This is a genomic window from Nocardioides donggukensis (genome assembly GCF_014842875.1).
Classification (GTDB): Bacteria; Actinomycetota; Actinomycetes; order Propionibacteriales; family Nocardioidaceae; genus Nocardioides; species Nocardioides donggukensis.
On record NZ_JACYXZ010000003.1, the window covers coordinates 644,572 to 669,919 of the forward strand.

Annotated in this window: 21 protein-coding genes and 1 pseudogene; 7 read left to right on the forward strand and 15 right to left on the reverse strand. The window is 68.1% G+C overall.

What is annotated here, in order from left to right; all coding sequences use genetic code 11:
- Nucleotides 1-13 precede the first annotated feature (13 nt).
- Nucleotides 14-1,468 carry an MFS transporter gene (locus IE331_RS13300; RefSeq protein WP_192143888.1) on the forward strand — a complete coding sequence of 485 codons (1,455 nt, stop codon included), beginning with the start codon at nt 14-16 and terminating at the stop codon, nt 1,466-1,468.
- Between the two features lie 50 nt (nt 1,469-1,518).
- On the opposite strand, the gene IE331_RS13305 is transcribed toward IE331_RS13300, so the two are convergent.
- The 11 genes from IE331_RS13305 to IE331_RS13355 all read right to left on the reverse strand — a co-directional run bounded on the left by IE331_RS13305 (nt 1,519) and on the right by IE331_RS13355 (nt 15,038).
- A complete protein-coding gene (locus IE331_RS13305) occupies nt 1,519-1,749 on the reverse strand; it encodes a zinc-binding dehydrogenase (protein WP_192143889.1) in 231 nt (76 codons plus the stop codon).
- A gap of 503 nt (nt 1,750-2,252) precedes the next feature.
- Nucleotides 2,253-3,527 (reverse strand): SAVED domain-containing protein, encoded by a 1,275-nt coding sequence (locus IE331_RS13310; protein WP_201931770.1) that lies wholly within the window; start codon nt 3,525-3,527, stop codon nt 2,253-2,255.
- A gap of 46 nt (nt 3,528-3,573) precedes the next feature.
- Nucleotides 3,574-4,062 (reverse strand): Mov34/MPN/PAD-1 family protein, encoded by a 489-nt coding sequence (locus IE331_RS17095; RefSeq protein ID WP_201931771.1) that lies wholly within the window; start codon nt 4,060-4,062, stop codon nt 3,574-3,576.
- Entirely contained in the window at nt 4,047-5,339 is a 1,293-nt protein-coding gene (locus IE331_RS13320) for a HesA/MoeB/ThiF family protein (protein ID WP_192143891.1), read from the reverse strand. The genes IE331_RS17095 and IE331_RS13320 overlap by 16 nt, the downstream gene beginning before the upstream one ends.
- Nucleotides 5,339-5,917: a hypothetical protein gene (locus IE331_RS13325; RefSeq protein ID WP_192143892.1), complete on the reverse strand. Its 579-nt coding sequence runs from the start codon at nt 5,915-5,917 to the stop codon at nt 5,339-5,341. Before IE331_RS13325 ends, IE331_RS13320 begins: the two co-directional genes overlap by 1 nt.
- Complete coding sequence (locus tag IE331_RS13330) at nt 5,914-6,885, reverse strand: SMODS domain-containing nucleotidyltransferase (RefSeq protein WP_192143893.1); 972 nt, start codon at nt 6,883-6,885, stop codon at nt 5,914-5,916. Before IE331_RS13330 ends, IE331_RS13325 begins: the two co-directional genes overlap by 4 nt.
- A gap of 334 nt (nt 6,886-7,219) precedes the next feature.
- Nucleotides 7,220-8,203, reverse strand: coding sequence for a hypothetical protein (locus tag IE331_RS13335; protein ID WP_192143894.1), 984 nt, complete (start codon nt 8,201-8,203; stop codon nt 7,220-7,222).
- A complete protein-coding gene (locus tag IE331_RS13340; protein ID WP_192143895.1) occupies nt 8,200-9,345 on the reverse strand; it encodes a Wadjet anti-phage system protein JetD domain-containing protein in 1,146 nt (381 codons plus the stop codon). Before IE331_RS13340 ends, IE331_RS13335 begins: the two co-directional genes overlap by 4 nt.
- Nucleotides 9,342-12,734, reverse strand: a complete 3,393-nt coding sequence (locus IE331_RS13345) for an ATP-binding protein (protein WP_192143896.1) — start codon at nt 12,732-12,734, stop codon at nt 9,342-9,344. The genes IE331_RS13340 and IE331_RS13345 overlap by 4 nt, the downstream gene beginning before the upstream one ends.
- On the reverse strand, nt 12,731-13,552 hold the full coding sequence (locus IE331_RS13350; RefSeq protein ID WP_192143897.1) for a DUF4194 domain-containing protein: 822 nt from the start codon (nt 13,550-13,552) through the stop codon (nt 12,731-12,733). The genes IE331_RS13345 and IE331_RS13350 overlap by 4 nt, the downstream gene beginning before the upstream one ends.
- A complete protein-coding gene (locus IE331_RS13355; RefSeq protein WP_192143898.1) occupies nt 13,545-15,038 on the reverse strand; it encodes a DUF3375 family protein in 1,494 nt (497 codons plus the stop codon). Before IE331_RS13355 ends, IE331_RS13350 begins: the two co-directional genes overlap by 8 nt.
- Here IE331_RS13355 and IE331_RS13360 point away from each other — a divergent pair.
- Both IE331_RS13360 and IE331_RS13365 read left to right on the forward strand, forming a co-directional pair.
- Nucleotides 15,037-15,774: a DUF7255 family protein gene (locus IE331_RS13360; protein WP_201931772.1), complete on the forward strand. Its 738-nt coding sequence runs from the start codon at nt 15,037-15,039 to the stop codon at nt 15,772-15,774. The genes IE331_RS13355 and IE331_RS13360 overlap by 2 nt on opposite strands.
- 427 nt (nt 15,775-16,201) lie before the next feature.
- The gene (locus IE331_RS13365; protein ID WP_192143899.1) at nt 16,202-16,411 is read left to right on the forward strand and encodes a hypothetical protein; all 210 of its coding nucleotides are present in this window, start codon (nt 16,202-16,204) and stop codon (nt 16,409-16,411) included.
- Nucleotides 16,412-16,581: 170 nt separating this feature from the next.
- On the opposite strand, the gene IE331_RS13370 is transcribed toward IE331_RS13365, so the two are convergent.
- The 3 genes from IE331_RS13370 to IE331_RS13380 all read right to left on the reverse strand — a co-directional run bounded on the left by IE331_RS13370 (nt 16,582) and on the right by IE331_RS13380 (nt 21,081).
- Nucleotides 16,582-19,449, reverse strand: coding sequence for a vitamin B12-dependent ribonucleotide reductase (locus tag IE331_RS13370; protein ID WP_192143900.1), 2,868 nt, complete (start codon nt 19,447-19,449; stop codon nt 16,582-16,584).
- Nucleotides 19,450-19,621: 172 nt separating this feature from the next.
- Entirely contained in the window at nt 19,622-20,092 is a 471-nt protein-coding gene (gene nrdR, locus IE331_RS13375; protein ID WP_192143901.1) for a transcriptional regulator NrdR, read from the reverse strand.
- A gap of 461 nt (nt 20,093-20,553) precedes the next feature.
- Entirely contained in the window at nt 20,554-21,081 is a 528-nt protein-coding gene (locus IE331_RS13380; protein WP_192143902.1) for a calcium-binding protein, read from the reverse strand.
- A gap of 201 nt (nt 21,082-21,282) precedes the next feature.
- Between IE331_RS13380 and IE331_RS13385 the strand changes: the two genes are divergently transcribed.
- The 3 genes and pseudogenes from IE331_RS13385 (at nt 21,283) to IE331_RS13395 (ending at nt 23,444) form a co-directional block, all read left to right on the forward strand.
- Nucleotides 21,283-21,606 (forward strand): hypothetical protein, encoded by a 324-nt coding sequence (locus IE331_RS13385; protein ID WP_192143903.1) that lies wholly within the window; start codon nt 21,283-21,285, stop codon nt 21,604-21,606.
- Between the two features lie 658 nt (nt 21,607-22,264).
- A pseudogene (locus IE331_RS17100) lies at nt 22,265-22,516 on the forward strand (thrombospondin type 3 repeat-containing protein); the annotation flags it as partial.
- 568 nt (nt 22,517-23,084) lie between these two features.
- Complete coding sequence (locus tag IE331_RS13395) at nt 23,085-23,444, forward strand: LysM peptidoglycan-binding domain-containing protein (RefSeq protein ID WP_192143904.1); 360 nt, start codon at nt 23,085-23,087, stop codon at nt 23,442-23,444.
- Between the two features lie 167 nt (nt 23,445-23,611).
- Here the strand turns inward: IE331_RS13395 and IE331_RS13400 are convergent, their stop codons facing one another.
- Nucleotides 23,612-24,415, reverse strand: coding sequence for an SDR family oxidoreductase (locus IE331_RS13400; RefSeq protein ID WP_192143905.1), 804 nt, complete (start codon nt 24,413-24,415; stop codon nt 23,612-23,614).
- Nucleotides 24,416-24,616: 201 nt separating this feature from the next.
- Here IE331_RS13400 and lexA point away from each other — a divergent pair, with 201 nt between their 5' ends.
- Nucleotides 24,617-25,339, forward strand: a complete 723-nt coding sequence (lexA, locus tag IE331_RS13405) for a transcriptional repressor LexA (protein WP_192143906.1) — start codon at nt 24,617-24,619, stop codon at nt 25,337-25,339.
- Nucleotides 25,340-25,348 lie beyond the last annotated feature (9 nt).

The following is a 25,348-nucleotide window of genomic DNA, read 5'->3' on the forward strand; positions in this document are numbered from 1 at the left end:
CCGAGGAGCACCCATGTCCCAGATACCCACCCACCACCACGACCAGACCCACCCGGCAGCGGGGGACGGACAACACAGGCCGTGGACCGTCCTCGCGGTCACGCTCGCGGCCCAGGTCCTCGTCGTCCTCGACATCTCCGTCGTCAACACCGCACTCCCGAGCATCGGCAGCTCCCTCGGCCTCGCCGGCGAGGACCTCCAGTGGCTGGTCACCGCCTACGTGATGCTCTCCGGCGGCGGGCTCCTGCTCGGTGGACGTGTGAACGACCTCCTCTCCCGGCGCGGCGTCTTCCTCACCGGCCTGGCCCTCTTCACCCTGGCCTCGGTCGCCAGCGGCCTGGCTGACACCGGGGCGCAACTCGTCGCGGCGCGGGCAGCACAGGGACTGAGCGCCGCAGTCCTGACCCCGTCGGCGCTGTCACTGATCACCACGACCTACGCCGGGCACCAGCAGAAGGCCGCCCTGGCCCTGTGGGGCGCCGTCGGCAGCCTGGGCGTAGCGGCCGGCGTGCTCGTCGGTGGTGCACTGACGACTTGGACCAGCTGGCAGTTCATCTTCTGGGTCAACGCACCTGTGGGCCTGGTGGCGTTCGTCGCCGGGAGCCGGGTGCTCGAGCGTGACCTCGTCGACCGTCCCCGGCTGCGCGACTTCGACCTCCCAGGCGCGGGCACCGTCATCGCCGGCCTGAGCACGCTCGTCTACGTGCTCGCCGGCACCGCCACGCACGGCTGGTGGTCCGTGAGGACCGCCGTCGGCCTCGGGCTTGCCGTCGTCCTGCTTGGCACCTTCCTGGCCGTCGAGCGCCGCGCGGAGCGACCGCTGTTCCCGCCGCACGTCTGGAGGCTGCGGGCACTCGTGTCTGGCACCGCGGTCATGCTCGGGGTCACCGGGATCCTCGTCGGGGCCGTCTTCCTCGGCTCGATCTTCATGCAGACAGTGCTGGGCTACTCGGCGGTGCGTACCGGGGTGGCGTTCCTGCCATTCGCCCTGGCCATCACGATCGGCACCGTGGCCGCGCGTCACCTGCTGGCACACCTCAGCCCTCGAGCGGTCGCGGCCTCGGGTCTCGTCCTCGTTGCGGGCGCTGCGCTCCTGCTCTCACACGCGCCCCCGGACGCCGGGTACGCCGTCGACCTGCTCCCTGGTCTGATCGGCCTCGGGGTCGGAGTCGGGATGGTGTTCGTCCCGGTCTCCGTCTCGTCCATGGCCGGCATCCCGCACTCCCACGCCGGAGTCGCGTCAGGCTTCCTGATGACCGGTCACGAGATCGGCGCGGCCCTGGGCGTCGCCGTGCTTTCCGCGGTTGCCAGCACGGCCGGTTCCCTGGTGACCCAGGCAGGGGCGGCCGACGCCTTCGCACGCGGATTCGTCGCGGCTGCCGCCATGGCGGCTGGGTTCGCCGTGGTGGCCGTGCTCTGGATGCCGGCCGCCCGCATGGAGGCGGCTGCAGGCATGCGCCTGCACTGAGGCAACTCGACCGGCCTGCCGCGGGAACGGTGGGCCGGCCAAGTCACAGCTCATCCGGTCGTGATGATGACCTTGCCGCGGGTGTGTTCGGTCTCCATGCGGCAGATCGCAGCCGCGGTGTCCTCGAGGGCGAAGGTCCGGTCCGCCACCGGTCGGATCTGACGGGCGGCCACCATGCCCGAGACCCGATCGAGCACCTCCGGGGTTGATACGGACTGGGGTGCGCGGACCTCGAACGGCTGGAACCTGGCCAGTGCCATGGCACCGATCAGCAGCTTCATCGGCCCTTGGAGCCATCCTCACCGGAGTTGCCGCCGCCCTAGCTGTGACTCCCGGGTCAACTCGCCCTCGGCGTCCGGATCTGCTGCCAGCCCAGCATGGCCCTTCATGTTCACCTCCACGGCCGAGGCTTGTGGTCGCGACCGCGGTGTCGGTGGCGTAGCCGCTGGCGGCCGCACAGGCGTATGCCCCGTGCCGCCCAGCGCGAACCGAGAGACGAGGGATCAGCAGGATGCAGCGCATCTCGCGAGGCGCCGGCGGGCGAAAAGCACATCGGCCCGACCCACCCCTCGCGGGGCAGGCCGGGCCGGGTTGCGCTGGCGCTCTTCAGCGCAGTTGTCGCTCCGTCAGAGGAAATGTCCCGTTGACCGCTACGCGGCCATTGCCGTCCGGATCCAAGACATTGCTGGCGCACTCACCCGGGACATCACGTGTCCGTTCACATCAGCTGTCGAATCTCATCCGAATGTCACTCCGAATCTCACGAAGGGCTGCGGCGGCCTGTTCAGGGCGCGTCGGAGCCATCGGCGAGGAGGACCTCCTCGATGGCTCCCCCCGCTGCCGAGGGCCGAACGCGCATGCTGGGGACGTAGCGCGCTCGGTAGTCATCGCCGCTGGGCACGACTGAGTCATCCCATTCGTACGTGACGAACCTCAGAGTGTTCAGGAGCCTGCCGAGAAGGACCGCGATTGGGAAGGGACACCTCAGGAGTAGGTGCACCTCTGCGTTCCCGATGTTGTTCGAAAGGGTTCGGATGCGAGCGGCGGCTTCCGCCGCGATTTCACCTGCTGCCGTGTGGTCGAGAAGGTCGTCGCTGGCGTAGACGAGGTGCTCCCAGGCGGTCACGACGTGCTGGTTCTCCTCGCGGTACCTAGCGAACGCGTCATCACTGCGTTGTGGCAGGAGGTCGAGGTAGACGGCCACTGAAGGACGACCGGTGGTGGCGGGAGCAGGGTTGGTGCCCTCTGCGTTGACGAGCAGGAGCGGCGAGATCCCGACCTTGGCTTCGTGGCTGCTCGCCCAGGTCTGCTGACGCTGGTCGATGACTTGAATCTCGCCTACTCGCGAGGACGGCATGGCTGCGCCCAACGCGAATGCGACAGAGAGGTGGGCTCCCCCGTGGACGCGAACCCTGCTTGCTCCCGCTCGGGTGATGGCGTCGGGCAACAGACCTAGGGTGTCCTTGAGGTCGCGAAGTCCGTCGGGGCTGGGCAACTTCTCGTGGAGGGACGGTCGAATGCGGATGTCGAGTTGATGTCCGGTGCGGTCGTAGACCTGCGGCGCGTTCCTTGTCTGCACGCTGAGGTGGAACGTCTCGCCAGCCGCCGCGATCGCATCGCGCTGCCAGGCGATCCGATGCCAAAGCATCTTCTGAACAAGCAGCCTCAGCCCCGCCCGGTCGCTGGGGTGTTGGTCGACACCGCCAAGAGTCTTAGGTCTCTGAGCCAGTACAAGGTCGGGGGCGTCATAGTCCAGTTTGCCGGGCACACGTTCGATGGCATTCGCGATGCCGAGTGCGAACGCCGGGTGGGCCTTGTGCAGGTCGATGAGCCGGGGTGCCTCGACGAATCGAACGATCTCGCTCTTCTCTACATCAGGAGTGACTACGAGTATGGCTCCGGAGAGCCCGTCGGCGATGGCTTGTTCCAGTCGTGCCTCGGTGTCACCGGGCGGAAGGTCGTCTCGGTCTCGCCAGACTGGGATTCCCGCCGCGCGCAGCATCCATGCCAGTTCGGCAGTGATGTCGGTGCCGTCGCTTTGGCGGTAGGAGATGAACACGGGATCAGTCAGGTCGACTGGGGAAGGTGCCGGGCTGGTGCCGTCGTCATTCATGCTCTCTCCTGAGGGACATTGCTTGTGCTTGGTGTCGTTCGATGAGCCAGGTCGCGGCGATGGGGTCATGGTCGGAGACGCCTCCGACGATGATTGCCACGAAGCGGTCGAGTCGTAGGTCGGGATCGTGCAGGTGGCGCAAGTACGAGTCGAGGTCAAGGTCACTAGGGGCAAGGTCGCCCGAGGGATGGGTGTGCCACTCCCCTATCCACTGGCTGCCATCGCGTGTCCATGCCTCAGCAGCGAGTTGCTGCGCGTGTTGGAGGTCGCGGAGGAATCTCCGGGGTGCTCGGCGGGCGTTCGGTCCGGGGCCTCCGGCATGTCGTACGGAAATCCCGTTCGGGCTTTCGGTGCCGAGGAGGATTCCTCCCGTTTCGAGACCGTCGGCTGAGCGTCGGGACTCGGAGGCGATCGCCGCGAGGGCGCTGTCAGTGATCGAGACACTCGGGGCGGTGCTGTGCTCCGTCATGCTGCGGAACATGTCGGGCAGTGGGGGCGCGGCGACGGCAGAGTGCTCCACCTGATGTCGCCCGCTTGGCGCATGTCGAATGGTGCGGCGAGGTCGCCCGTGGGATGGAGACCCAGGATGGCGTGCTCGCCGGGGAACCGTTGGGTGTCATCGCCATGATGAGTTTCCAGCAGGGTGGCGACTGCTGTCTTGGCCGCGAGAGTGCCCACAAGGTGCAGGTCCGGCGGTGTGGCGGTCATGGGTTGGTGGACCTGTCCTGTCCCATAGTCGAGTTCTTGGTCGGCTTCGGCGTCCATGGCTCCTTGCTGGGCGAGGTTGGCGCGAAGACATAGAAGACACCCGAAGCGTGGGCTTGGGCGCAGGCGAATGATCTCGCCGATGCGTCCGTGGTCCAGCACGCAAGCCAGGATCGCGGTCTTGCGTGCGCGTCGGGACAGGTGGCTTACTACCCTGCGCGGCGCGATGCCGTCTGCTGCGCAAACCACGATGTCGATGTCCTTGATCATTGGACGGATGCGGTGGGCGTCGTCCACTACGTCGAGTGGGTGCGGGGTGACGGTGGTCGCTGGCCAGCGTTGGCCCAGTTGGGTCTTGAGGCCGTCCACTTTGTGGCGTCCGACGTGTTCGGGTCCGAGTGTGTGGCGGATGAGGTTGTCCCACAGGAGCCGGTCAGGATCCACGAGATTGAGATGTCCGACCCCGTACGCGGCGAGGGCGTTGGCGGCTGCGCTCCCGATGCTTCCGCAACCCACGATGAGGGCGGAGTGTGAGGCGAGCGACTGGATTGGCCAAGCGCCGTCGAGTTGTTGGATCCCGAGAGTGCTCGGCTCGATGGCGACGTGCGCTGGTCGAACTTCGTCTCGGGTAAGGAACCATGCAGCGAACTCCGGAATGCCTGCCTCGACGTGTTCCTCGGGTAGGTCGGGTTCGTGGGTGATGAGGAAGCCGACGTTCGCGCCGGGATCGCGAGCACCCGGCACGAGTTCTCTGAATGCGTCGTACGGCATGGAGGCACCGGGGCGGCGAAGGAGGTACCAGTGGTTGTGGTTGACTCCGCGTTCGGGTGTGCGGAGCCACTGACCAATCAAGTCGTCGTCGCCCCACGCGAGTCGCTGGTAACTCTTCGGAATGTCGACGGGTAGTCGGAGTCCCGACGCCACCTCAACGCGAGTCACGACATAGAAGTCGTCCGCCGTCACATGGCGGAAGCGCAGTTCGCCGCCGCTGGCTTCTGCGCCAGCGATTCTTGAGAGGGCATCTCGGGGGATGAGGAAGGTGGCGTGGGACATCAGCCGGTGCTCTCGTCATCAGGTGAGAGTTGCTGCTGTCCTACTTCGGTGATGAGGGTGTCGAGAGTGTCGTCCAGCGCAATGCCGCTGGTGGTCATCTTGTCGAGGGCCCCGGCCTTCATGAGTGCGTACTCGATGCGCCAACCGGCTGCCTTCTCCAACAGTTCGGTGATGCTCGCCTCGGGAGCCCAGTCCCCTTGGGTTTGGAGCAGGCATAGCGATCCGATCGGGGCTACGTGCCAGGCGTTTTGGGTGCACTCGTCGATGGTTGGCTCCGGGGTGATCGGAAAGATGGTCGGGGGGACCATCGGGTGGGCCGCTGAGTAGACAAGGGCAATGGTCATGCCTTCTCCGTCGAGTAGCGCGCGTGCGCCGTGGGGCTCTGAGCGCTCGAAGGGCCAAAGGGGGAGCCGTCCCGTCCACCCGCCGTGGGGCATCAGTGGGTTTGCCCTGGGCGGCAGATACTCCAAGTCGGGCGCGAAGGACGCGACTTCCCGCTGGTCCCGTGCAAGCCGTTCGGGTTCGTCCTCCATCCACAGCACAGGCGCTGGAGCCGCAGCGCCTCCTTCGTTGCTCATCCCTGCGGAGTGTCCTTGACCGGTCGAGGGGGCAGCACCGGAGGAACGACCGCAGGCTTGCCACCACCGCCGCCCGAGGGCGGGGGCGGGAAGTCGTCGCCGAACAGTTCCTTCCAGAACCGGTGGGCGAGCGTCGTCTCTCCGCGCGCCTGCGCCTGGAACGCCTTGTTGGCAAGGTCGCGAGCCGCCTCCAGTCGCACGGAGAAGGCGGTGAGGTCGAGGTCGCGCTGAATCACGCCGCAGTGGCCCGCAGGGTCTTCGACGTTGTAGCCGAGCCAGACGTGGTTCCATGCCTTGTTGAAGAACTCCTTGAGCGCAGCGGGGCGGTTCGGCCCGAGCGGGAGGTTGTCGAGGGCGAGCACTTCCATCACCAGCGACTTGATCTTGATGTCCTGGTCAGCCGCCCACCACTTGAGCATGCGCACGGTCCCTGCGTACTTCCTCCACTCCTTGTGTCGCGCCTCGACCTCACTGATGAGGTATTCGGGGTCGGTCGTGACCCAGCGGTTGGAGCTCTTCTCCGGCACGAGCAGCGCGCCGTGGCGACGGAAAGCGGGCATGACATCGACGGTGAACGCCTCGGGATCTTCGGGATCGTCAAGGAAGCACTTCACCGCGTGGTTGCGAGGGGACGCCCGGCGAACCTCCTTGGCGAACGAACCGTTCGTTGCGCCGAGTAGTTCGTTGATGCGCTTGCCGGTGTAGGAGAGCGCTTCCCCCGCCGACTCCCCCTCGACCCCCCAGTCCGGGTGGTGCTCTTCGTCGAAGATGACGATGACGTCGACGTCGTTGATGGGGTCCTTGTGCGTCCCACGCGCCAGCGAGCCACTCGGGACTACTTCGCGAACATCATCCTCGCCACCGAGCGCGTCATGAAAGAACTTGCGGCGCTTGACCGCGAGCGTGACGGCTTCCGGAGGGACGTTGACGGTCCTCTGGAAGGTTTCGAATGCGTCGTCGACGCTCATGCGGGTCTCCTGATCTCGGGTCGTGTGCTGACGCCACAGTAGGGTCGGCCACCGACAGTCCTGACGATCGTCATCGGCAGGCTGATGGCCTCGTCGTACGGCGTGTCTGCGGCGTGAGGACGCACGGCGTCGCTAGCGTGCGGTGCACCGCCGACGTGGCGGAGTCCGGGCTCTCCGGGCATGCAGGCTCCCCAAGGCCGTTGGCGTGGGGAAGGAACGCCTGACGTGTGACGACGCGGACGCGTCGCCTCTTCTGGCTTACATGACCGCACGCCTGTGTCGTGGGAGGCGCGCCGCATACGCGTTGGCAAGTTCGCCACCGCGAGGCCCGGAATCAGGCGTCCTTGCCTCCGAGCAGGTGCCAGACGGTCGCTCGTTCCTCGGCGATGTTGATGGGTCGTCCAGCGAGCGTGGTGAGTAGGTCTTCCACCGCCCATCGGGTGTGGCGTCCGTATCGGGCGGGGTAGACGGCGATGTGGTTGATGCCGTTCTCGTCGTTGGTGTCAAAGAGCGCGTACGCGATGGCTTGGTAGAGGTCGATGAGGGGCAGGACGTCGACCCGCTCGCCGGTGGGCTTCTTCTTCGTGCCGAGGCGTGTCTTGAACTCGTAGAGGGTCCCGTCGTGGATGAGGTCCGCATCGGCCTGGCACAACCTAGAAGCGGCGAAGGTGAGTCCGAACCGTCGTCGCCTGTCACCTGCCGTCGGGTTGGGGTCGGTCCATGCGGCGGCGCGACGCCATCCGTGTTCGATGGACGGGTCGGGTTCGGGCGGGGTGCCGAGGTGGGGGTAGAGGTTGGCTTCGGCGAGTTCTTCGAGGGCGGCGAGTTCTGCGACGGCCTCGGCGGAGGCGATGGCGAGGAGGTCGTGCTCGTTGAAGCGGCCCTTCTCGTCGAGGAGGTCGGCGATGGCGTACGGGGTCACCGGTGAGCGGTACGCCTCGATGGCGAGGGCGTAGGCCCAGGCTGCTGCTTCGATGAGGGTGGGGTCTTCGGCGATGAGGTTGAGGATGTTGGCCCATCCCTCGGCGAGGTCGGGCTTCCAGCGTGCGAAGGGCCGTGCGGTAGCGGGGATGGTGTTGGGCTGGTACCGGAGACCGATCAGTACGTCGAAGGCGGTGCCGATGGTGCCGGGATTCACCCCGGGCGTACCGGGCACCTTGATGTCGGGGCTGGTTTGTGAGTGAGGGGTGGTGATGAGGCGCGTGTTCGGGTAGGTGGTGTCGAGGTAGTGGCGGAGCGGGGATTGCTTGTCGTCGATGGCGGCGGTGAGTTTGCTGTACACGTAGCCACCGTTCGTCGTGTCGTCGGCCTTAGTCATGGGCGGCCTCCCACAAGGCCGAGGGCGACTCGGAGCGGGATTCGTTCCTGTTCCACACGTCGGTGTCCTTGGTGGTCGTAAGCGAGCACGAGTTCGTAGACGGTGCGCTCGTCGTCAGTGAGGAACGGCAGCGGCTTCGGTGTCCCCGGCCCGAGGGGCTTGTTGTTCTTGTCTGTGTTGGTGCCGAACGGTTCGTACGTGTCGTAGGTGGCGGGGTCCATCAGGATGCTCTTGACGGGTACGCCGTCGGCGCGCCAGCCGTTGAGGATTTCGTAGCCGTGGGCGTCGATGTCGCCCCAGTAGTAGAGGCGTGGCGCGCTGATGAGCCAGGGGAACTTGGCGACGGTCTTGCCGCCGAAGCCGTCGCCTTCGACGGCGATGCCGCCGGGGATGGGCGGGAAGTGGATGGCGGTGTCCTTGTTCTCGGAGATGACGACGACTTGTGGCTGGTAGGCGGGCGTGAACGGGTCGTCCACGGTGGCGGAGTCGTGGACACGTCCCCCGGCGGCACGGTGGGCTGGGTCGAGGTAGGTGAAGTGGATGCGTGCCGGGTGTCGCGGGAGGAGTCCGAGGTTGTCGCGACATGTGAGGGCGAGGAGTTCGCGTCCGTGGCTGTTTAGCCATTTGGCGTGGAGGCCGGGGACGGGAACTTGTCGTGGGGTAAGCCCGGTCGGGTCGTTGCGGGTGAGCCAGTCGGCTGCGTCGAGGAGAAGGGTGAAGTCGGTGTCGGTGTAGCCGTCGACGCCGCGAAGGAGCCGGGCTGGGTCTGCGGTGTGCGGGAAGCGGTCCCGGATCATTGCGAGTCGGGCGGTGGCGCGGCGCAGGCGGTGGGGCCACTCCCCTGCCGCGATGGTCGCTGCCGTGGTGATGTCGGGGACGGTGACGTGGGTGGGCACGGGCTGCGTGGTGCCGAGGACGACCCGGTTGGCGTAGGTGAGGGACGCCCCGTGTCCCTGCGCCCAGTCTTGTAGGGCGACTTTGCGGCGGTGGAAGTCGCCGTAGTTGGCTTCGAGGTCAGTCTTGGTGGGCTGCCCGAGCGGGAAGGTGTGCGGCCAGGAGACGGTCTCGCAGGTCGTGTCGGTGTGCCAGTTGTTGCCAAGGCGGGTCGCGATGGCGGCGCGGACCTGTTCGGGGGTCTTCACGCGCTCTCTCCCCCGGTGGGCGACGGCAGGTCGGTGACGAACGAGTGGCCCTTTGTGTTCTTGTTGACGGTCAGGATGAGGTCCATGTACCGCTCCAGTGCGGTGACCTTGTCGAGTGGGGCCCCGATGATGAGTTGGAAGCCGAGTTTCTGCCATGCCTGGACCCCTCGACGGGCGAACTCGCTGTCGGCCTTGACGAAGGCTTCGTCGAGGAATACGGGTGCGAAGCGGGGCCGGGTGCGTGACTCGTCTCCGAGTTGGAATCGGAGGGCGGCTCCGACGATGAAGGCGACAAGTTCTTGGGTTTCGCCGCCGGACTTGCCGCCCAGTGCGGCGTAGGTGGCGACCTCGTGGCCCTGGTCGTCGACGCATGCGGCGGTGATGACGACGTGTTGGCGCACGTCGAGGTACTTGTCGCGTTGCGAGGTGGAGGTCTTGGTGTGTCCCTCGGGGATGCGGATCAGGTTCATGAAGGTGCGCAGCCGCTTGAAGCGCTCTTCGACTTGGGGCTCGCTCTGCTCCTCTGCGACACCGGCGGCAAGGGCGCGGAGCATCTTGCGGAACTTTGCCACGTCGTCGTTGTGGAGACGACGGAGGTTGATTTGCAGGTGTCCCTTCCCGCCGAACGGCAGTCCACGGAGGATTGCGTTGATGGGGTCGAGGCGTTCCTCGATGTCTTCGATGGCGCTGTCGAAGGCACCGTTGACCCGGACGAGGTCTTCGCTGGACCACTCGGACAGGCTGCGTCGCCATTCTTCCTTGCGGTCGTGCAGGCCGGTGGACTGGATGCGGTCGAGGATTTCGCGGTATCCGTCGGCTGAGTCTGGGCTGGTGCCGAGGTTGGGGTCGTGCCAGCCGGGGTGGGCTTGGAAAGCTTCGAACATGGTCGTCATGGCTGTGCTGGTGTCGCGCACGGCCTTCTGGGCAGCAAGTGATTCCTGTGCGAGCCGGGCTTTGAGGTGTTTCATGTTGGCGTGGAAGCCGCGCAAGTCGGTGGCGTCCCATTCGCGGGAGAACAGGGTGTTCAGGTAGCCGGTCTGCTCGTCGGTGAGGGTGACGGTCTGCGCGTTCTCGATGCGGTCGGTGGCGTCGGTGACTGTGTCCTGGTCGTCGCAGAGCCGAACGTGATCCTTGTCGAGGTCCTCGATGGCCTTCTTGGCGAGCACCATCTCGCTGTTCGCCTTCTCGTGCTGGGGGCGAAGGAGGTCTTCTTCTTGCTGCAGCGTGGTGAGGATGTCGCTGGCGGCGACGATGCGTTCCTTCTGGGCGCTGAGTTCTTCGATGGTGGTGTCGATGCTGGCGTAGTCGATGTCGGCCCACTGGGCGTTGACGACGTACTGGTGGTCGTCCCGGTGCCGCCGCAGGGCGCTGAGACGGTCTCGCAGTTCCTTCGCCCTTCCTTGGATGGTGCGCAGGCGCTCGTCGAGTGCGGTGATCTTGTCGGTGAGCTCGGCGAGGCGGCGTTCGTTGGAGAAACCGATGATGTTGCCGTCGCTGGATTCACCGTGGGCTCCCTTGTCTCCGTGGCGGGTCTGCCCGGAGCGGGTGACGCGGGGTTCGCGTCCGCTGAGGGCGTCAGCGTTCGGGACGCAGAGATGGTCGACGTTGTTGTCGGAGACCCGCCCTTGAACCCAGGTGGAGAACGGGGAGTCCTTGAATGCGAGTTTCCCCGACACATAGTCGGGGTTGCCCTGCTCGTCGCGGTGGGGCTGGAGCGTGACGGCCTCGTAGTTGATGCGGGGCCGGATGGTTACGCCGTCGATGCTGCGGGAGAGGTGGTCGCGGGTGTTCCGGTCCACGAGGACGACGCGGGCGAGCCCGCCGAGGGTGGTTTCGATGGCCTTGCGCCAGGGTTCCTCGTTGGGGAGCACGTCGATGAGTTCGGCGACGAACGGGAGGTCGTTCATCGGGTCCAGCCCGGCTGCCTCGGCCATGTCGACGCGAGCCCGGTGCAGATGGCGGGGCACCATGCCGTTGCGGCCCTTGAGCGATTCGAGGTCGCTGACGAGTTCGCTCCGTTCCCGCGCGAGCGGGTACTCCTCGTCTTGCCCGATGCGGCGGATCTCGTCGTCGAGTTCCTTCTCCCGGTTGGCGCACTCTCCCAGGAATACCTGTGAGGCGGCCTGTGCGTCGGCGAACTCCTCGGCGGTTTCGGGGACCGGCAGCCCGATGGTTTCGGTGTTGTGCTGGAACTTGAGGTTGGCCTGGTAGGCGACGCGGCGCTGCTCTTGGAGGTCTTGAATCTGGTCGGTGAGCGCGTTGATGGCGTCGCCGCCGTTGGCTGCCTTGTCTTTGTCGATGGCTTGGAGCCGTTCCCGCAGCCGACGTTCTTCGCCGGTGGCGGTGGTAAGCCGGGTTGTCTCTTCGCGGTGACGGCGTCGGTTGTCGTCGACGGCGGTGTCGAGGAGCGCCCGTTCGGCGAGGAGTTTCCACAGCAGGAACGGTGAGTCGCCGTCGCGGTGGATGCCGAACTGGTCGAGGAGCAGGGCCTCTGCCTGCGCCTTGGCAAGGTCTGCTTGGAGTTCGGGCAGGCGACGCAGGACGTGAACCTTGTCGGCCTCGTCGAGCATCTTCTCGTAGGCGGCTTCGAGGTCGGCGAAGTGCTCGATGGCCCGGTCGGCGTGCTGGTAGGTGACGGGCTCTTCGAGAACCATGGACTTGTAGAGTCCGTCGACGGTCTTAACTTGCATGCCTGCCTGGACGCGGGCGAGCAGTCGTTGGGCTTTCCTGCCGTCGCCGTTCGCGCCAATGCCGAGTCGGGTGTGCAGGTTCTGTTCGAACTCCCAGAACTTGTCGAACGGCTGGAGGGTCGGGAAGTTCGCCTTGAGGGTGCGCTTGTCGAACCGGGATGCGGCGATGGGAGCGAGCCGGGCCAGGTCGAGGTAACCGTCGGTGGCCGCGAACGTGGTGGTGACATCGGAGTTCGTAGAGGCACCGGCGCGGACGAAGTAGATGCGGGTGACGGTGTAGCGGCGGTCGATGTCGTTGACGAAGGTCATGGCGACCGCACCCCAGGTGGGTGCGCCGTCGATGCCGCGCAGCACTTGGTCACGGAGTTCGTCGGTGCCTTCGATGCGACTGGTGTCGGTCTTGCCGCGCAGGTAGGTCAGCAGGTTGCGCTGGTCGGCGGACCGGGCTCGCCCGACGGTCGCGTCGTTCGATGCGCCGTTGAAGGGGGTGTCGGAAGGCATCATGAGTGCGATGTAGGCGTCCAGCAGGGTGGACTTACCGGTGCCGGATGCCCCGGAGAGCAAGGTCGCGCCGGGTGAGAGCCGCACCGTGTGGTGTCCGTGAAAGCCGCCCCAATTGACCATCTGGAGCGTCTCGGCCCGCCACTGGGTGGTCCCTTCCGTGGCTCCGTCAATGTGGAGGAGCGCTACCTGCGTCATGCGTCATCACCGCTCTCTACCTCAGCCTCGTCGAGGGCGGCCTGCTCGGTCGTGCGGGATACGTCGTCGCCGCCGTTCTGGGTCATCAGCCAGGTCATGAGTTCGCGCAGTTTCGGCAGCGGGAGGAGCACTTCGATGACCGGGGAGATGCGGAACCGATCGGGGTCGGGTGTCTTGAGCAGCACTCCTGCCTTGCGAAGACCCTCGACGGCTCGTTCGGTCTTCTTCTGGTTGAAGGCCCGGTCGGTGGCATGCTCGGGGCGCATCCCTGCAACCTCGTCGAGGAGCGCGGACTTCTCGACGTACACGACGTTGTCGCCGTCTTGGCGCTGTCGGAAGAACCTGCCGCGCAGCGCAACCAGCATGATGGTCTCTTCCTTGTTGTGCGCGACCTCGTGTAGCAGGGTCGGCAAGGGAGCGCCCGTCTCCGCGACAGCCTGCCGCTTGAACGCCACCTGGTAGGTCCTGTCGATGTGCAGGTCGAGGAACAGGTCATTGAGGCGGCTCTTGATGAGGTCTTCGTTGTCCAGGAGCGCGACCCACTGGTCGTGGTGCCGGTCAGCGGAGATGTAGCGGTTCTTCATCAAGGCGTGCAGGACCCGTCGCTGGGCGTAGTCGAGCCGCCCGGTGTCGCCCTCGAAGCAGGCCAGAGACGTGCCTTCGTCGTCATCCTCGAAGGGGTCGGTCGGACCGTCGTTCAAGGGGGCAGGGTCCACTGTGAGGGCGTCGAGGTCGAGGTCCATCTCCGACAGGTCATCCACCTGCTCGTCGAGATCGTCGAGCGTGGCGGGCTCGCCGCTGGCCCAGGTGTCAGTCATCTGCATCCCCTCGTGCATCGGCAGGTTGCTCGCTGGTCGGGACCAGCGCGAACTTCGGCATGTGGAACTCTCGACGGCTCCCGTCGGGCCGGATGGCCTCCACCGGTTCCCGGTCGGCCTCGGGCATCGCGTCGAGGCGCGCCAGCAGGTGCATCAGGCCGAGGATTTCGACCGGGCGGCGCAGGTCCCCCGGAAGCCGGTTGAACAGGGCGGCGGCGGTATCGGTGTCACCCGTGGTGAGCGCCTGGTCGAGTTCGCGTCGCAGGTCGCCCAGCGAAGGGCCGCCTTGTTGTCGAATCTCGGCGAGGGACAGCGGCTCCGGGGCGTCGCCGGACACGTCTTCGAGCGGCTCCGGTGCCCGCTCGGAATCGGTGTCATAGGTCCGCAGCCGCAGGTGGTCCACATCGAGCGCGGGCGGGAACAGTTCCACCTCGACGTTGGAGCGGGCACGGGCCGTCTGCATCCAGGTCCGCAGTTCCCGGTCGATGCCGCGCAGCGTCGCGTCCAATTCCCGGTTCCTGATCTGGTCGTAGTTCTCGATGTGCTCGCGCAGCGTCGCACTGAGCCGGGTACGCCGGTTCAGGACGTCGTCGATGCCTGAGCGGATGACTTCGACGGTGGCTCGCATTTTCTTCTGCTCGTCAGGGAGGAGTGTCCCGGCGTAGGGGTGGGTCAGGATGGTGTCGATGTCGCGGCGCAGTCGCGAGAGCCAGTCCTTGTTGCGAAGCAATTCGAAGGCACCCTCGAACGCTTGCCCTTCGGGGGTGGTCTTGAGGAGGTTGCGCGAGGTGTGCAGGTACTCATCAAGCACCTCGCCGATGGGCCGTTCGTCTTCGCGGAGGTTCCGCAGGATGCTCCGGTGCATCGCGGTGACCGACTCCTCGACCCGCTTGAAGTCGCCGGGCAGGCCGTCGAGGTTGCGCAGCACCTCAACGAACCCGGAGATCAGGTCATTCTCGGAGGCGTCGACGATTTCGCCGCCCAACGCGAGCCGCTCTCGTTCAGCGGTCAGCGCGGCAATCTGCTCGTCGAGCCGGTTGATGCGCGCCTCCCGGTCCGGGTTTGCGTCCATCGCGACACGCGAGACGGTTTCCATGATGGTGGTGATGCGCGACCCGCTGAGGAAGGAACGTTCGCGGGTCATCTCCTCGATGATGTTGAGCGCATCCTGCGCGTGGGACGTGAGCCGGTACTGCTCCTGCCCGTCCGCACCGGGTTCGCGGTAGAGCCACTGCTGCCGGACCCACTGCATGCACAGGCTCTTCCCGTTGCCCGCAGGCACCGGGTGCCCAGCCGTCTGCAGTTCATCCAGGTAGGTGCCGACCTGCGCATGGAGCCGCTCGGCCGGTAGAGACCGAACTTCTTGGCTGAACGAGCAGACGAAGATGGGCAGGGCAACCGCTGCCCACTTCCGGTCCAGCAGTTGCAGCGTGGGGCGGTCGAGCGCGTCCTTGACGCGCGCCACCTCGCCTTCGATGTCGCTCATGCCCACCCCCGTCCTGTCCGCGCATGTCATCGGCAGGCTAAGTGACCCCACCGACACATCAGGGACGATCGGGCAAGAGAGGGGTTCCAGTGCCGATGCTGGCGGCAGCCATCCCGAGAAGAAACCGGGAGTCGGCGGAGTGTGGTTGGCTGCCTGCATGCCGGTCGGAGATTGCGAGAGGGCGTTCGTTGCTGCGGCGGGCGACGACGGTGTCGCGCTAACGCGGGCTCGGGTGCCGTGGCTGAATCAGCGAGGACACCTCGGGCTACCCGAGCGGGCCGAGTCTGCTCGCCGCGTCCTCGCCGACATCTTCGGGGCGTTGAAGGGTGACTCCGAGGCTCAGGCGACCAAGCGACTCACTGCACTGCCCGGCGACTTCATCCATGAGCCAACGGGCACGTTCATCGAAGTAGACGAGTCCCAGCACTTCACCACCCACCGGCTCACGACCTTGAACCTCTATCCGACCGACTGTCCGCTGGGGTTCGACATCGAGGAGTACCGGGGGCTGTGCACAACGTGGTCGCCTCGGTCGGACAAGTACCGCGCGAGCAAGGCCGCAGTGGGGTTTGGGGAGGGCGGGCGTCAGCGACAGCGCGCCTATCACGATGCGCTCCGTGACCTCGTCACCCCCGCGATGGGACATCCCCCGGTGATCCGGGTCGCTGCTCCCGACCGAGACGGTGCTGCGGCATATCACCGGGTTCGCAACCGCTTGCTCGGACTCCTCGGCTAACCAGCCGGTTCCGAGGACGATCGTCGGTCGGCGAATACGCGCCTTGCGTAAATCGTGCGGTCGGCCGGATGCTGTCGACGAGGCGCGGCTCTCGCCCGGCGTATCCGGCACACGTCGACCTTGGTGCCTCGCGAAGGGACTGGCGGTCGGCGGTCGGGATTCCACGGTGAACCAACTCGGAGGAGCGGGAGGATCGAATGACCGGCGGGCCTGTCACCAAGAATGAGATCGCGGAAGTGGTCGGGGCCTGCTGGTCGGAGAACAAGGTCCTCGCGGCGGATGGGACCGCTCACGCACCGCCGATGCGATAGGGGCCATCCCCGCTGCGCTGGAAGGAACCGGTCTCGCCCTGCACTCTGACGAGGACAAGGTCGCGATCCTGCCCACGCGGCGCAACACCGGGAACATCCGACGTGCGCTTGCAACCATGCAGACCAAGTCGCGGGGACTCACCGTGACGCAAGCCGCCACGCTCAAACGAGTCGTCGACGGCACGCACTCCACGAAACGCAACATCGGCAACGCAGAACGAGTGATTCTCGGCGCACTCAAGAACATGGGCTGCATCGAACTCGACGACAAGGCCGCCTGGCGGCCCACCGACGACCTGCACGCCGCCATCCCCGACCTGCGGTAAGCGGGTCCAGAAATGCGAGAGGGCCAGCCACCTGAGGAGGTGGCTGGCCCTCTTGCGTTTGCTAGCGGGTCACTCCGCTGCCATTTCCCGTGAGAACGAGTGCTGCCATTCTCGTGAGAACGTGCTGCCAGAATCGTAAGATTCCGCTGCCATTCTCGTGAGTCTCGATATCAGCTGCAGCCGCTGGTGCTCCCGCATCCCTCGCAGACGAAGCACGAGCCGGCGGGCCGCATCTTCGTGCCGCAGGTGAAGCAGAGCGGGCTGTCGACCGCGGTGCCGGTGAGCTTCTCCAGGAGCTCGGCCGAGGTGTGCGCCTCGCGGGCGTCCTCGCCCCGGGACGGCTGCTGCGCGACCTCCTCGACCACCGCAGCCTCGGTCTCGACCAGCTCGACCGACGAGGTGAGCTCGGCGGCGGAGCCGGTCTCCTCGACGGGCTCGTAGGAGCCGGTCTCGAGGTGCCGCTGACGCTCCTCGGCGGTGTAGATGCCGAGCATCGAGCGCTGCTCGAAGGTCAGGTAGTCCAGGGCCAGGCGGCGCCAGACGTAGTCCATCAGCGACTGCGCCATCCGGACGTCCGGGTCGTCGGTGAGGCCGGCCGGCTCGAACCGCAGGTTGGTGAACTTCGAGACGTAGGTCTCCAGCGGGACGCCGTACTGCAGGCCGATCGAGACCGCGATCGAGAAGGCGTCCATCACGCCGGCCAGGGTCGAGCCCTGCTTGCCGAGCTTGAGGAACACCTCGCCGAGCTGGCCGTCGTCGTGGGCACCCGAGGTCATGTAGCCCTCGGCGCCGCCGACGGTGAACGACGTGGTGCGCGAGACCCGCGACTTCGGGAGCCGCTTGCGGGTGGGGGCGTAGACGATCTTCTCCACCGTCGTGGTCTCGCCCTGCCCGGCCTGCGAGGCGTTGGAGTCGGTGCCCTTGTTCTCCCCCTTGCCGGAGGAGAGCGGCTGGCCCACCTTGCAGTTGTCGCGGTAGATCGCGGTCGCCTTGAGACCCAGCTTCCACGACTGCAGGTAGATGTCCTCGATCTCCTCGACCGAGGCCGACTCCGGCAGGTTCACCGTCTTCGAGATCGCGCCGGAGAGGAACGGCTGCGCCGCGGCCATCATCCGCACGTGGCCCATCGGCTTCAGCGCCCGGGCGCCCATGGCGGTGTCGAAGACCTCGTAGTGCTCCTGGCGCAGGCCCGGGGCGTCGATCACGTGGCCGTGCTCGGCGATGTAGTCGACGATCGCCTCCACCTGCTCGGGCTGGTAGCCCATGCGCCGCAGCGCCCGCGGGATCGTCTGGTTGACGATCTGCATCGAGCCGCCGCCGACCAGCTTCTTGAACTTCACCAGCGAGAAGTCCGGCTCGATGCCGGTGGTGTCGCAGTCCATCATGAAGCCGATCGTGCCGGTCGGCGCGAGCACCGAGGCCTGGGCGTTGCGGAAGCCGTGCGCCTCGCCGCCCTTGATCACGCCGTCCCACGCGGCGGTCGCGAGCCTGTGCACCCGGGCGTCCTCCACGTGCAGCGTCCGGACCGCGTCGTTGGCGGCCTGGTGCTTGCGCATGACCCGCTTGTGGGCCTCCGCGTTGCGGCCGTAGCCGGCGTACGGGCCGACCACCCCGGCGATCTCCGCCGAGCGCTTGTACGACGTGCCGGTCATCAGCGACGTCAGGGCGGCGGCCATCGACCGGCCACCCTCGGAGTCGTAGCCCAGGCCCATCGCCATCAGCAGCGCGCCGAGGTTGGCGTAGCCGATGCCGAGCTGGCGGTAGTCGCGGGTGGTGTCGCCGATCGCCTCGGTCGGGAAGTCGGCGAAGCAGATCGAGATGTCCATCGCGGTGATGATCACCTCGACGGCCTTGGCGAACAGCTCGGCGTCGAAGGTGTCGTCGTCCTTGAGGAACTTCAGCAGGTTGAGCGACGCGAGGTTGCACGAGGAGTTGTCCAGCGACATGTACTCCGAGCACGGGTTGGACGCGGTGATCCGGCCGGTCTCGGGGTTGGTGTGCCAGTCGTTGATCGTGTCGTCGTACTGCAGACCGGGGTCGGCGCACTCCCACGCGGCCGCGCTGATCTTCGTGAACAGCTCGCGGGCGTCGACGGTCTCGATGACCTCGCCGGTGCCACGCGACCTCAGGCCGAACTCGGTGCCGTCCTCGACCGCCCGCATGAACTCGTCGGTCACCCGGACCGAGTTGTTGGCGTTCTGGTACTGCACCGAGGTGATGTCGGCGCCGCCGAGGTCCATGTCGAAGCCGGCGTCGCGCAGGGCGCGGATCTTGTCCTCCTCGCGCGCCTTGGTCTGCACGAACTCCTCGATGTCGGGGTGGTCGACGTCCAGGACGACCATCTTCGCCGCCCGACGCGTGGCGCCGCCGGACTTGATCGTGCCCGCGGAGGCGTCCGCGCCGCGCATGAAGGAGACCGGGCCGGACGCGGTGCCACCGGAGGAGAGCAGCTCCTTGGAGGAGCGGATCCGGGAGAGGTTCAGGCCGGCGCCGGAGCCGCCCTTGAAGATGAAGCCCTCCTCCTTGTACCAGTTCAGGATCGAGTCCATCGAGTCGTCGACGGAGAGGATGAAGCAGGCCGAGACCTGCTGCGGCGACGGCGTACCGACGTTGAACCAGACCGGGGAGTTGAACGAGAAGTACTGGTGGACCAGCAGCCAGGTGAGCTCGTGCTCGAACAGCTCGGCGTCGGCGACCGAGGCGAAGTAGCCGTGGTCCTCGCCGCCCTTGCGGTAGGTCTTCACGACCCGGTCGATGAGCTGCTTGAGGCTCCATTCGCGAGCGTCGGTGCCCACCGCGCCGCGGAAGTACTTCGTGGTGACGATGGTGGAGGCGTTGACGCTCCAGAAGTCGGGGTACTCCACGCCGCGCTGCTCGAAGACGGCCTCGCCGGTCTTCCAGTTGGTCTGGACGACGTCGCGCCGCTCCCAGGTGATCTCGTCGTAGGGGTGGACGCCCTCGGTGCTGAAGACCCGCTCGATCCTCACACCTGCCGTCGAGCCCTGCGCCTTTGCCGGCCCGCTCACCGTCTCGGTCATGTTTCCTGTTCCCCTCTGCCGATCCCTGGACTGATCTGTCGTGTGTGTGTTGCCTGGTGACGCCGACGACGTTCGCCCGGGGAGGGTCGCCTGGCGACCGTCCCGACCGAGGTCGAGGTTGGTGCGCCCGGCGCGTGCAGCTTCCCCACTACACACGCCGGGCGGTCTGTGGTCAGCCCGTGGGCTGAGGTTGTGGCTGGCGCTCCATGCGCAGCACCGCGATCTCGGCCTCGAAGTCCTCGGCCGACTCGAACGCGCGGTAGACGCTGGCGAAGCGCAGGTAGGCGACCTCGTCGAGCTCGCGGAGCGGACCGAGGATGGCCAGGCCGACCTCGTGGGCGGGCACCTCGGCCCAGCCCTCGCCGCGCAGCGTGTCCTCCACGGTCTGGCCGAGGCAGTCGAGCTGGTCCTCGGTGACCGGGCGGCCCTTGCACGCCTTGCGGGCCCCGGAGATCGCCTTGTCGCGGGCGAACGGCTCGACCGCGCCGGAGCGCTTCAGGACGCTGAGCTGCATCTGCTCCACCGTGGTGAACCGCTTCTCGCAGCTCGGGCAGGAGCGCCGCCGGCGGATCGCGCCGCCGTCGTCGGCGACCCGGGAGTCGAGGACCCGGGTGTCGGAGTTCCGGCAGTACGGACAGTGCATCGCGGGCCTCCTCCCTGGTCTCCGGACGTCTGGTCAACGTCGGTACGGTGTGCCTGATTCCGGTGCCGGAGCTGTGGAGCCAGGCCGTTTTCCTGTGGACAACCAGTCGCCACCTGTGAGCGAACCACCCCGGCCCTGTGGACTAGATGTGGATAACTACATCGGTGTAACTACTAGATGTAGTGGTAACCGTACGCCCGGCCCGGGACCCGTGCAAGCGGGTTGACGAGAAAAGTCCACGTACTCGGAGTACGTGGACAAAACCGCAGGTCAGCGGCGTCTGGGCTGGTCCGGACCGCCGAGATCAGCGGTGTGTCGCGGCCGCCGGGCGTGTCGCCGCGATCGGGCCGCGGAGGCGCGTCGGGTCCACGCCACCATCAGCCGCCGACAGGCGGCGATCAGGCGGCGATCCGGCCGCGATCCGGCCGGGCGGATGCCTGGTACGCCGCGGGGGCGGGCGCTCAGGCCTCGATGGAGAGGAACTCGACCCGCTCGCAGCCGATCAGCACGTCGTGCTCCTCGAGCTCGGGCAGGGCGACCACGACGTCGCGGCCACTGCCGCAGCGGATGACGTCGACGGCGCCGTCCGGCTCGAGCAGCACCTCGTCGTCGCCGCGGCCGAGCCGGACCCGGTCGGCGCCGGTCCCAGGCCGCACGACGTCGGCCTGCGGGCCGGCGTGGATGCGGTCGGCCCCGGCGGCCCCCACGAGGAGGTCCCATCCGGCCCCGCCGTGCAGGCGATCGTCACCGCGGCCGCCGCGCAGCCGGTCGGCGCCGTCGCCGCCGTGGACCAGGTCGTCGCCCTCGCGCGTGCGGGCCCGATCGGCACCGCCTCGCAGGTGGACCACGTCGTCGCCGGCGGTGCCGAGCACCCGGTCCGCGCCCGCGGTGCCCACGAACGGCTGGGCCGCGGCGGGCGCGGTCGAGCCCAGGAGTGCTCCCCCCAGGAGCAGTGCAGCGATCAGCGCACGGCGCATCGAGATCCCCATCTCAGAACCGACCCCGGCCCCCCGGCCCGGGTCACGAGCCCCCCGGCTCGTTGGTTGATCCTTGCACGAACTCCGGGCGGACGGGGCGGTTCGGGCCATCGCGGCGCCGACCACGCGCGGGCGACGTACCCGGAGCCGCCTCCAACGCGCCGGTCCGGCCGTCCCACGGCGGGGCGTGGCCCCGGGTGCCAGAATGACCGCGTGGATCAGGGGGGCAAGCGTGCGGGGTCGAGACGGGCAGCACCGAGGAAGCGGTCGCTGTCCCTGCGCAGCGCCTTCCTGCTCACCCTGGGCCTGACCGTCTGCGTCGTGGCCTGGGGCTACCTGGTCGTGGCTGCGATCGACTTCGGGGCGGCCGCCCGCGGGGGCGAGTCCGAGGCCTGGTGGTTCCTCGCCCTGGCCTGCCTGGGCGCCGCCGCGTGCCTGTTCACCGGGCTGCTGCTCGGAGCTCGACTGCTCCGGGCGCTGGGGCTCTCCGAGCCGCGCGCACCCCGCCTCCCGGGCGGTCGGCGGGCCTCCCGCTGACGGACTGGCAAGTCTTGGCAATTCTTACTTGCCAATTTTGGGGATTCTCACTCTCCAATCGTTCGGATCGTCCTAGCCTGAGGCCATGTCCCCTCGCATCGGCGGCATCGCCCGCGGACTGCTCGCGCTCCTGATCGGAGGCGCCGGACTCGGCGTCCCGACCCTGACCGGGGGTGCGGCGCTCGCCAGCAGCAGCCCGACACCGGCGACCTGCACCCTGGTCCAGTCCGGCCCGGCCGCGGAGATCCCCGACGTGGGCACCGCCGTCGTCACGCTCGACCTGGTCGCGCCGGAACCGGCCCCGATCCTGGACGTCGACGTCACCGTCACCGCGACCCATCCCGCGGTGAACAAGCTCAACCTGCGACTCAGCACGACCGAGGCCGCCAGCGCGCTGGCCTGGGAGGGACCGCTCGACGCCCTCGAGCCCAACGAGGCCAACCTCGTCGACACCGTCTTCGACGACGAGGCCGGCACCGGCATGGACGGGGCCGAGCCGCCGTTCACCGGACCGCTCCGCCCGCGCGACCCACTCTCGAGCTTCGACGGCACGGAGGCCGGCGGCACCTGGACCCTCAGCCTCGCCGAGGGCCTGTTCGAGACCGGCGCCGGCGGCGGCACGCTGGACGCCTGGCAGGTCACCGTGGTCTACGACTGCGACCGCGACCTCGACGGGGTGCCGAACCTCGGTGACAACTGCCCGGCGTCGGCCAACCCCGACCAGGCCGACCTCGACTCGGACCGGACCGGCGACGCCTGCGACCCCGACCTGGACGGCGACGGGCTGGCCAACGCGGCCGACAACTGCCCGGCGCGGCCCAACGCCGGCCAGGCCGACCTGGACGAGGACGGCATCGGCGACCCCTGTGACGAGGACGCCGACGGCGACGGCTTCTCCCGGGGGGACGAGTGCCCGCGGATCCGGGCACCCTTCACCGCGACCGGCTGCCCGGTGGTCGAGCGCACCGTCACCGCGCGCTACCGGGCCGGCAAGGAGAAGGTGGTCGGCCGACTCTCCGCCCCGGACGCGGCCGGCTGCCACCGCGGCCGGAGCGTGCGGCTGATGCGCCGGGCACCGGGCCCCGACCCGCAGCTGGCCGCGACCCGCACCGCCAGGAGCGGTCGGTGGGCGCTGCCGCGCAAGGCTCGCGCCGGGACGTTCTACGTCGTCGTCCCCCGCGAGGTCCGCGCCAAGCACGGCGAGTGCCTGGTCGCGAGATCGGCGAGGTTCCGGCTGCGCTGACCCCCCGAGCGCGGCACCCCCCCACGGATCCTCCCTGGGCAGGCACCACGTCGAACACCTGTTCGGCGTGGTGCTTGCTTTGTTCGAACAGGTGCTCTACCTTCGTACACATGTTCGATCGAACCTGTGATCGAACACGTTGGGCACCGGAGGCCCACTCGACGGGATCACCCGTTGTCGGTGGTCGCCGGTAGACATCGGGTCGAACGCAACCAGCCACTCCCCGGAGGCATCGATGAGCACCATGACCCTCTCCCCCGCCGTGTACGTCGCCCGCCCGCGGTCCGCCGCCCGGGCCGAGGTCCGGCTCACCCGTCGGGGTCGCCTGGTCGTGTTCCTCCTCGCGCTGACGCTGGCGCTCGGCGCCGCCCTCTGGCTGGCGGCCGGCTCGATGGCCACCTCCGACTCCGGGCCCGCCGCCGACCAGCCGACGGAGATGATCCGCGTCAGCAGCGGCCAGACGCTGTGGACGATCGCCGCCGAGCGCGCCGAGCCGGGCGAGATCCGCGCGATGATGCACGAGATCCGCGAGCTCAACGCCCTCAGCGACTCGATGCTGCTCGCCGGCCAGGAGCTGTTCGTCCCGGTCGACTGACCGCCCCCGCGCACCGCGGAGCACACACGTCCGCAGGCCGACTCGACCCCGGCCCGCGGCACTGGGGAAGACGAGGGGCGGGACCACGCGCTGGTCCCGCCCCTCGCACCGTTCCCGGCCGAGGTCACGGCGGGGACGGGCAGGTGATCGCCCGGCGCGGGCGGGACTCAGGTGCCGGCGCGACCCCGTCGCATCGCCCGGCGGCCCTGCGCGGCGAACAGGCCGGCACCGCGCGCAGCCAGCGACGGCGCGACCGACGTGGAGCGCATCAGCGCGCCCCGCCAACCCGGCAGGGTGCGCACCACCCGGGAGCTCCCCAGGAGGGCGAGCGCGGCGTCGGCCACCTCGTCGACGGTGAGGATCCGACCGCCCGAGTGCACCAGCGCCTTGGCCAGGCTCTCGTCGGGCATCTCGTCGACCATCCGGGTGGCCACCCCGTCCGGGCACAGTGCGTGCACCCTGACCCCGCTCGGCGCCTCGGCCGCGACCGACATGCTGAGAGAGACCACCGCGGCCTTCGTGGCGGCGTACACGCCCAACCCGGGCACCGGCCCGAGCCCGCTGAGCGAGGCCGTGTTCACCACGTCCCCGCCGCGCGGCCCGAAGCCGTCCAGGGCGGCCCGGGTCCCCCACAGCACGCCCTTGAGGTTGACGTCGACAAGTCGGTCGATCTGGTCCGGGTCCAGCTCGCGGAGCGTCCCGACGTCTCCGACGCCGGCGTTGTTGAACCAGGCGGTCAGGGTGCCGTGCGCGGCCGCCACCCGGGCCAGGTCGAGGTGCCCCTGCCGGTCCCGGACGTCGAGGGCGGACCCGAGGGCCGCCCCGATCTCGCCGGCGGTCGCCTCGGCCGCCGCCCCGTCCACGTCGGTGACCAGCACCGCGTACCCGCGCTCCACCAGCCGCTCGGCGATCCCGCGGCCGATCCCGCGCGCCGCTCCCGTGACCACGGCCACCCTGCTCGTCTCGCTCATGCGCGGAAGTCAACCAAGGGCGCCGAAGAGCCGCAATTGCGGCCGAATGACATGTTCTCGCGCCGAGAACATGTCGAACGGCCGCAATTGCGGGGTTACGTGCACCTCCCGACACGCCGTTCGAACAGGTGTTTGAAACATCCCGGTACGGGCGGATACCGTGGAGCTCCACACCGGCCGGCACTGCGGAAGGCACCACTCATGGCTCCCCGATCCCCCGACAAGGTCACCGAGCTCCCCGACGGCCCACCCGACGCCACCGGCCTCACCCCCCGCCAGCAGCGGGTGCTGACCGTGATCCGCGACGCCATCGAGCACCGGGGCTACCCGCCGAGCATGCGCGAGATCGGCGACCTGGTCGGCCTGACCAGCTCCTCCTCGGTCTCCCACCAGCTCAAGGTGCTGGAGCAGAAGGGGTTCCTCAAGCGGGACCCGAACCGGCCGCGCGCGCTCGAGGTCTTCCTCCCCGAGATCATGGCCGCACGGCGGTCGATCAGCGCCGCCGAGGAGACCGGCTTCGACGAGACCGGCGTCGGCGACGCGATGCCGGCCGCCAGCTACGTGCCGGTCGTGGGCCGGATCGCCGCCGGCGGGCCGATCCTCGCCGAGGAGCGGGTCGAGGACGTCTTCCCGCTGCCCAAGCAGCTGGTCGGCGACGGGACCCTGTTCCTGCTCGAGGTCTCCGGCGACTCGATGGTCGACGCGGCCATCTGCGACGGCGACTACGTCGTGATCCGCCAGCAGCCCACCGCGGACAACGGCGACTTCGTCGCCGCCATGATCGACGGCGAGGCCACCGTGAAGACCTTCCAGCGCAAGGACGGGCAGGTCTGGCTGCTCCCGCACAACGAGGCCTACGACCCGATCGACGGCACCCACGCCACGATCCTCGGCATTGTCACCGCGGTGCTGCGCCGGGTCTGAGCGGTGTCC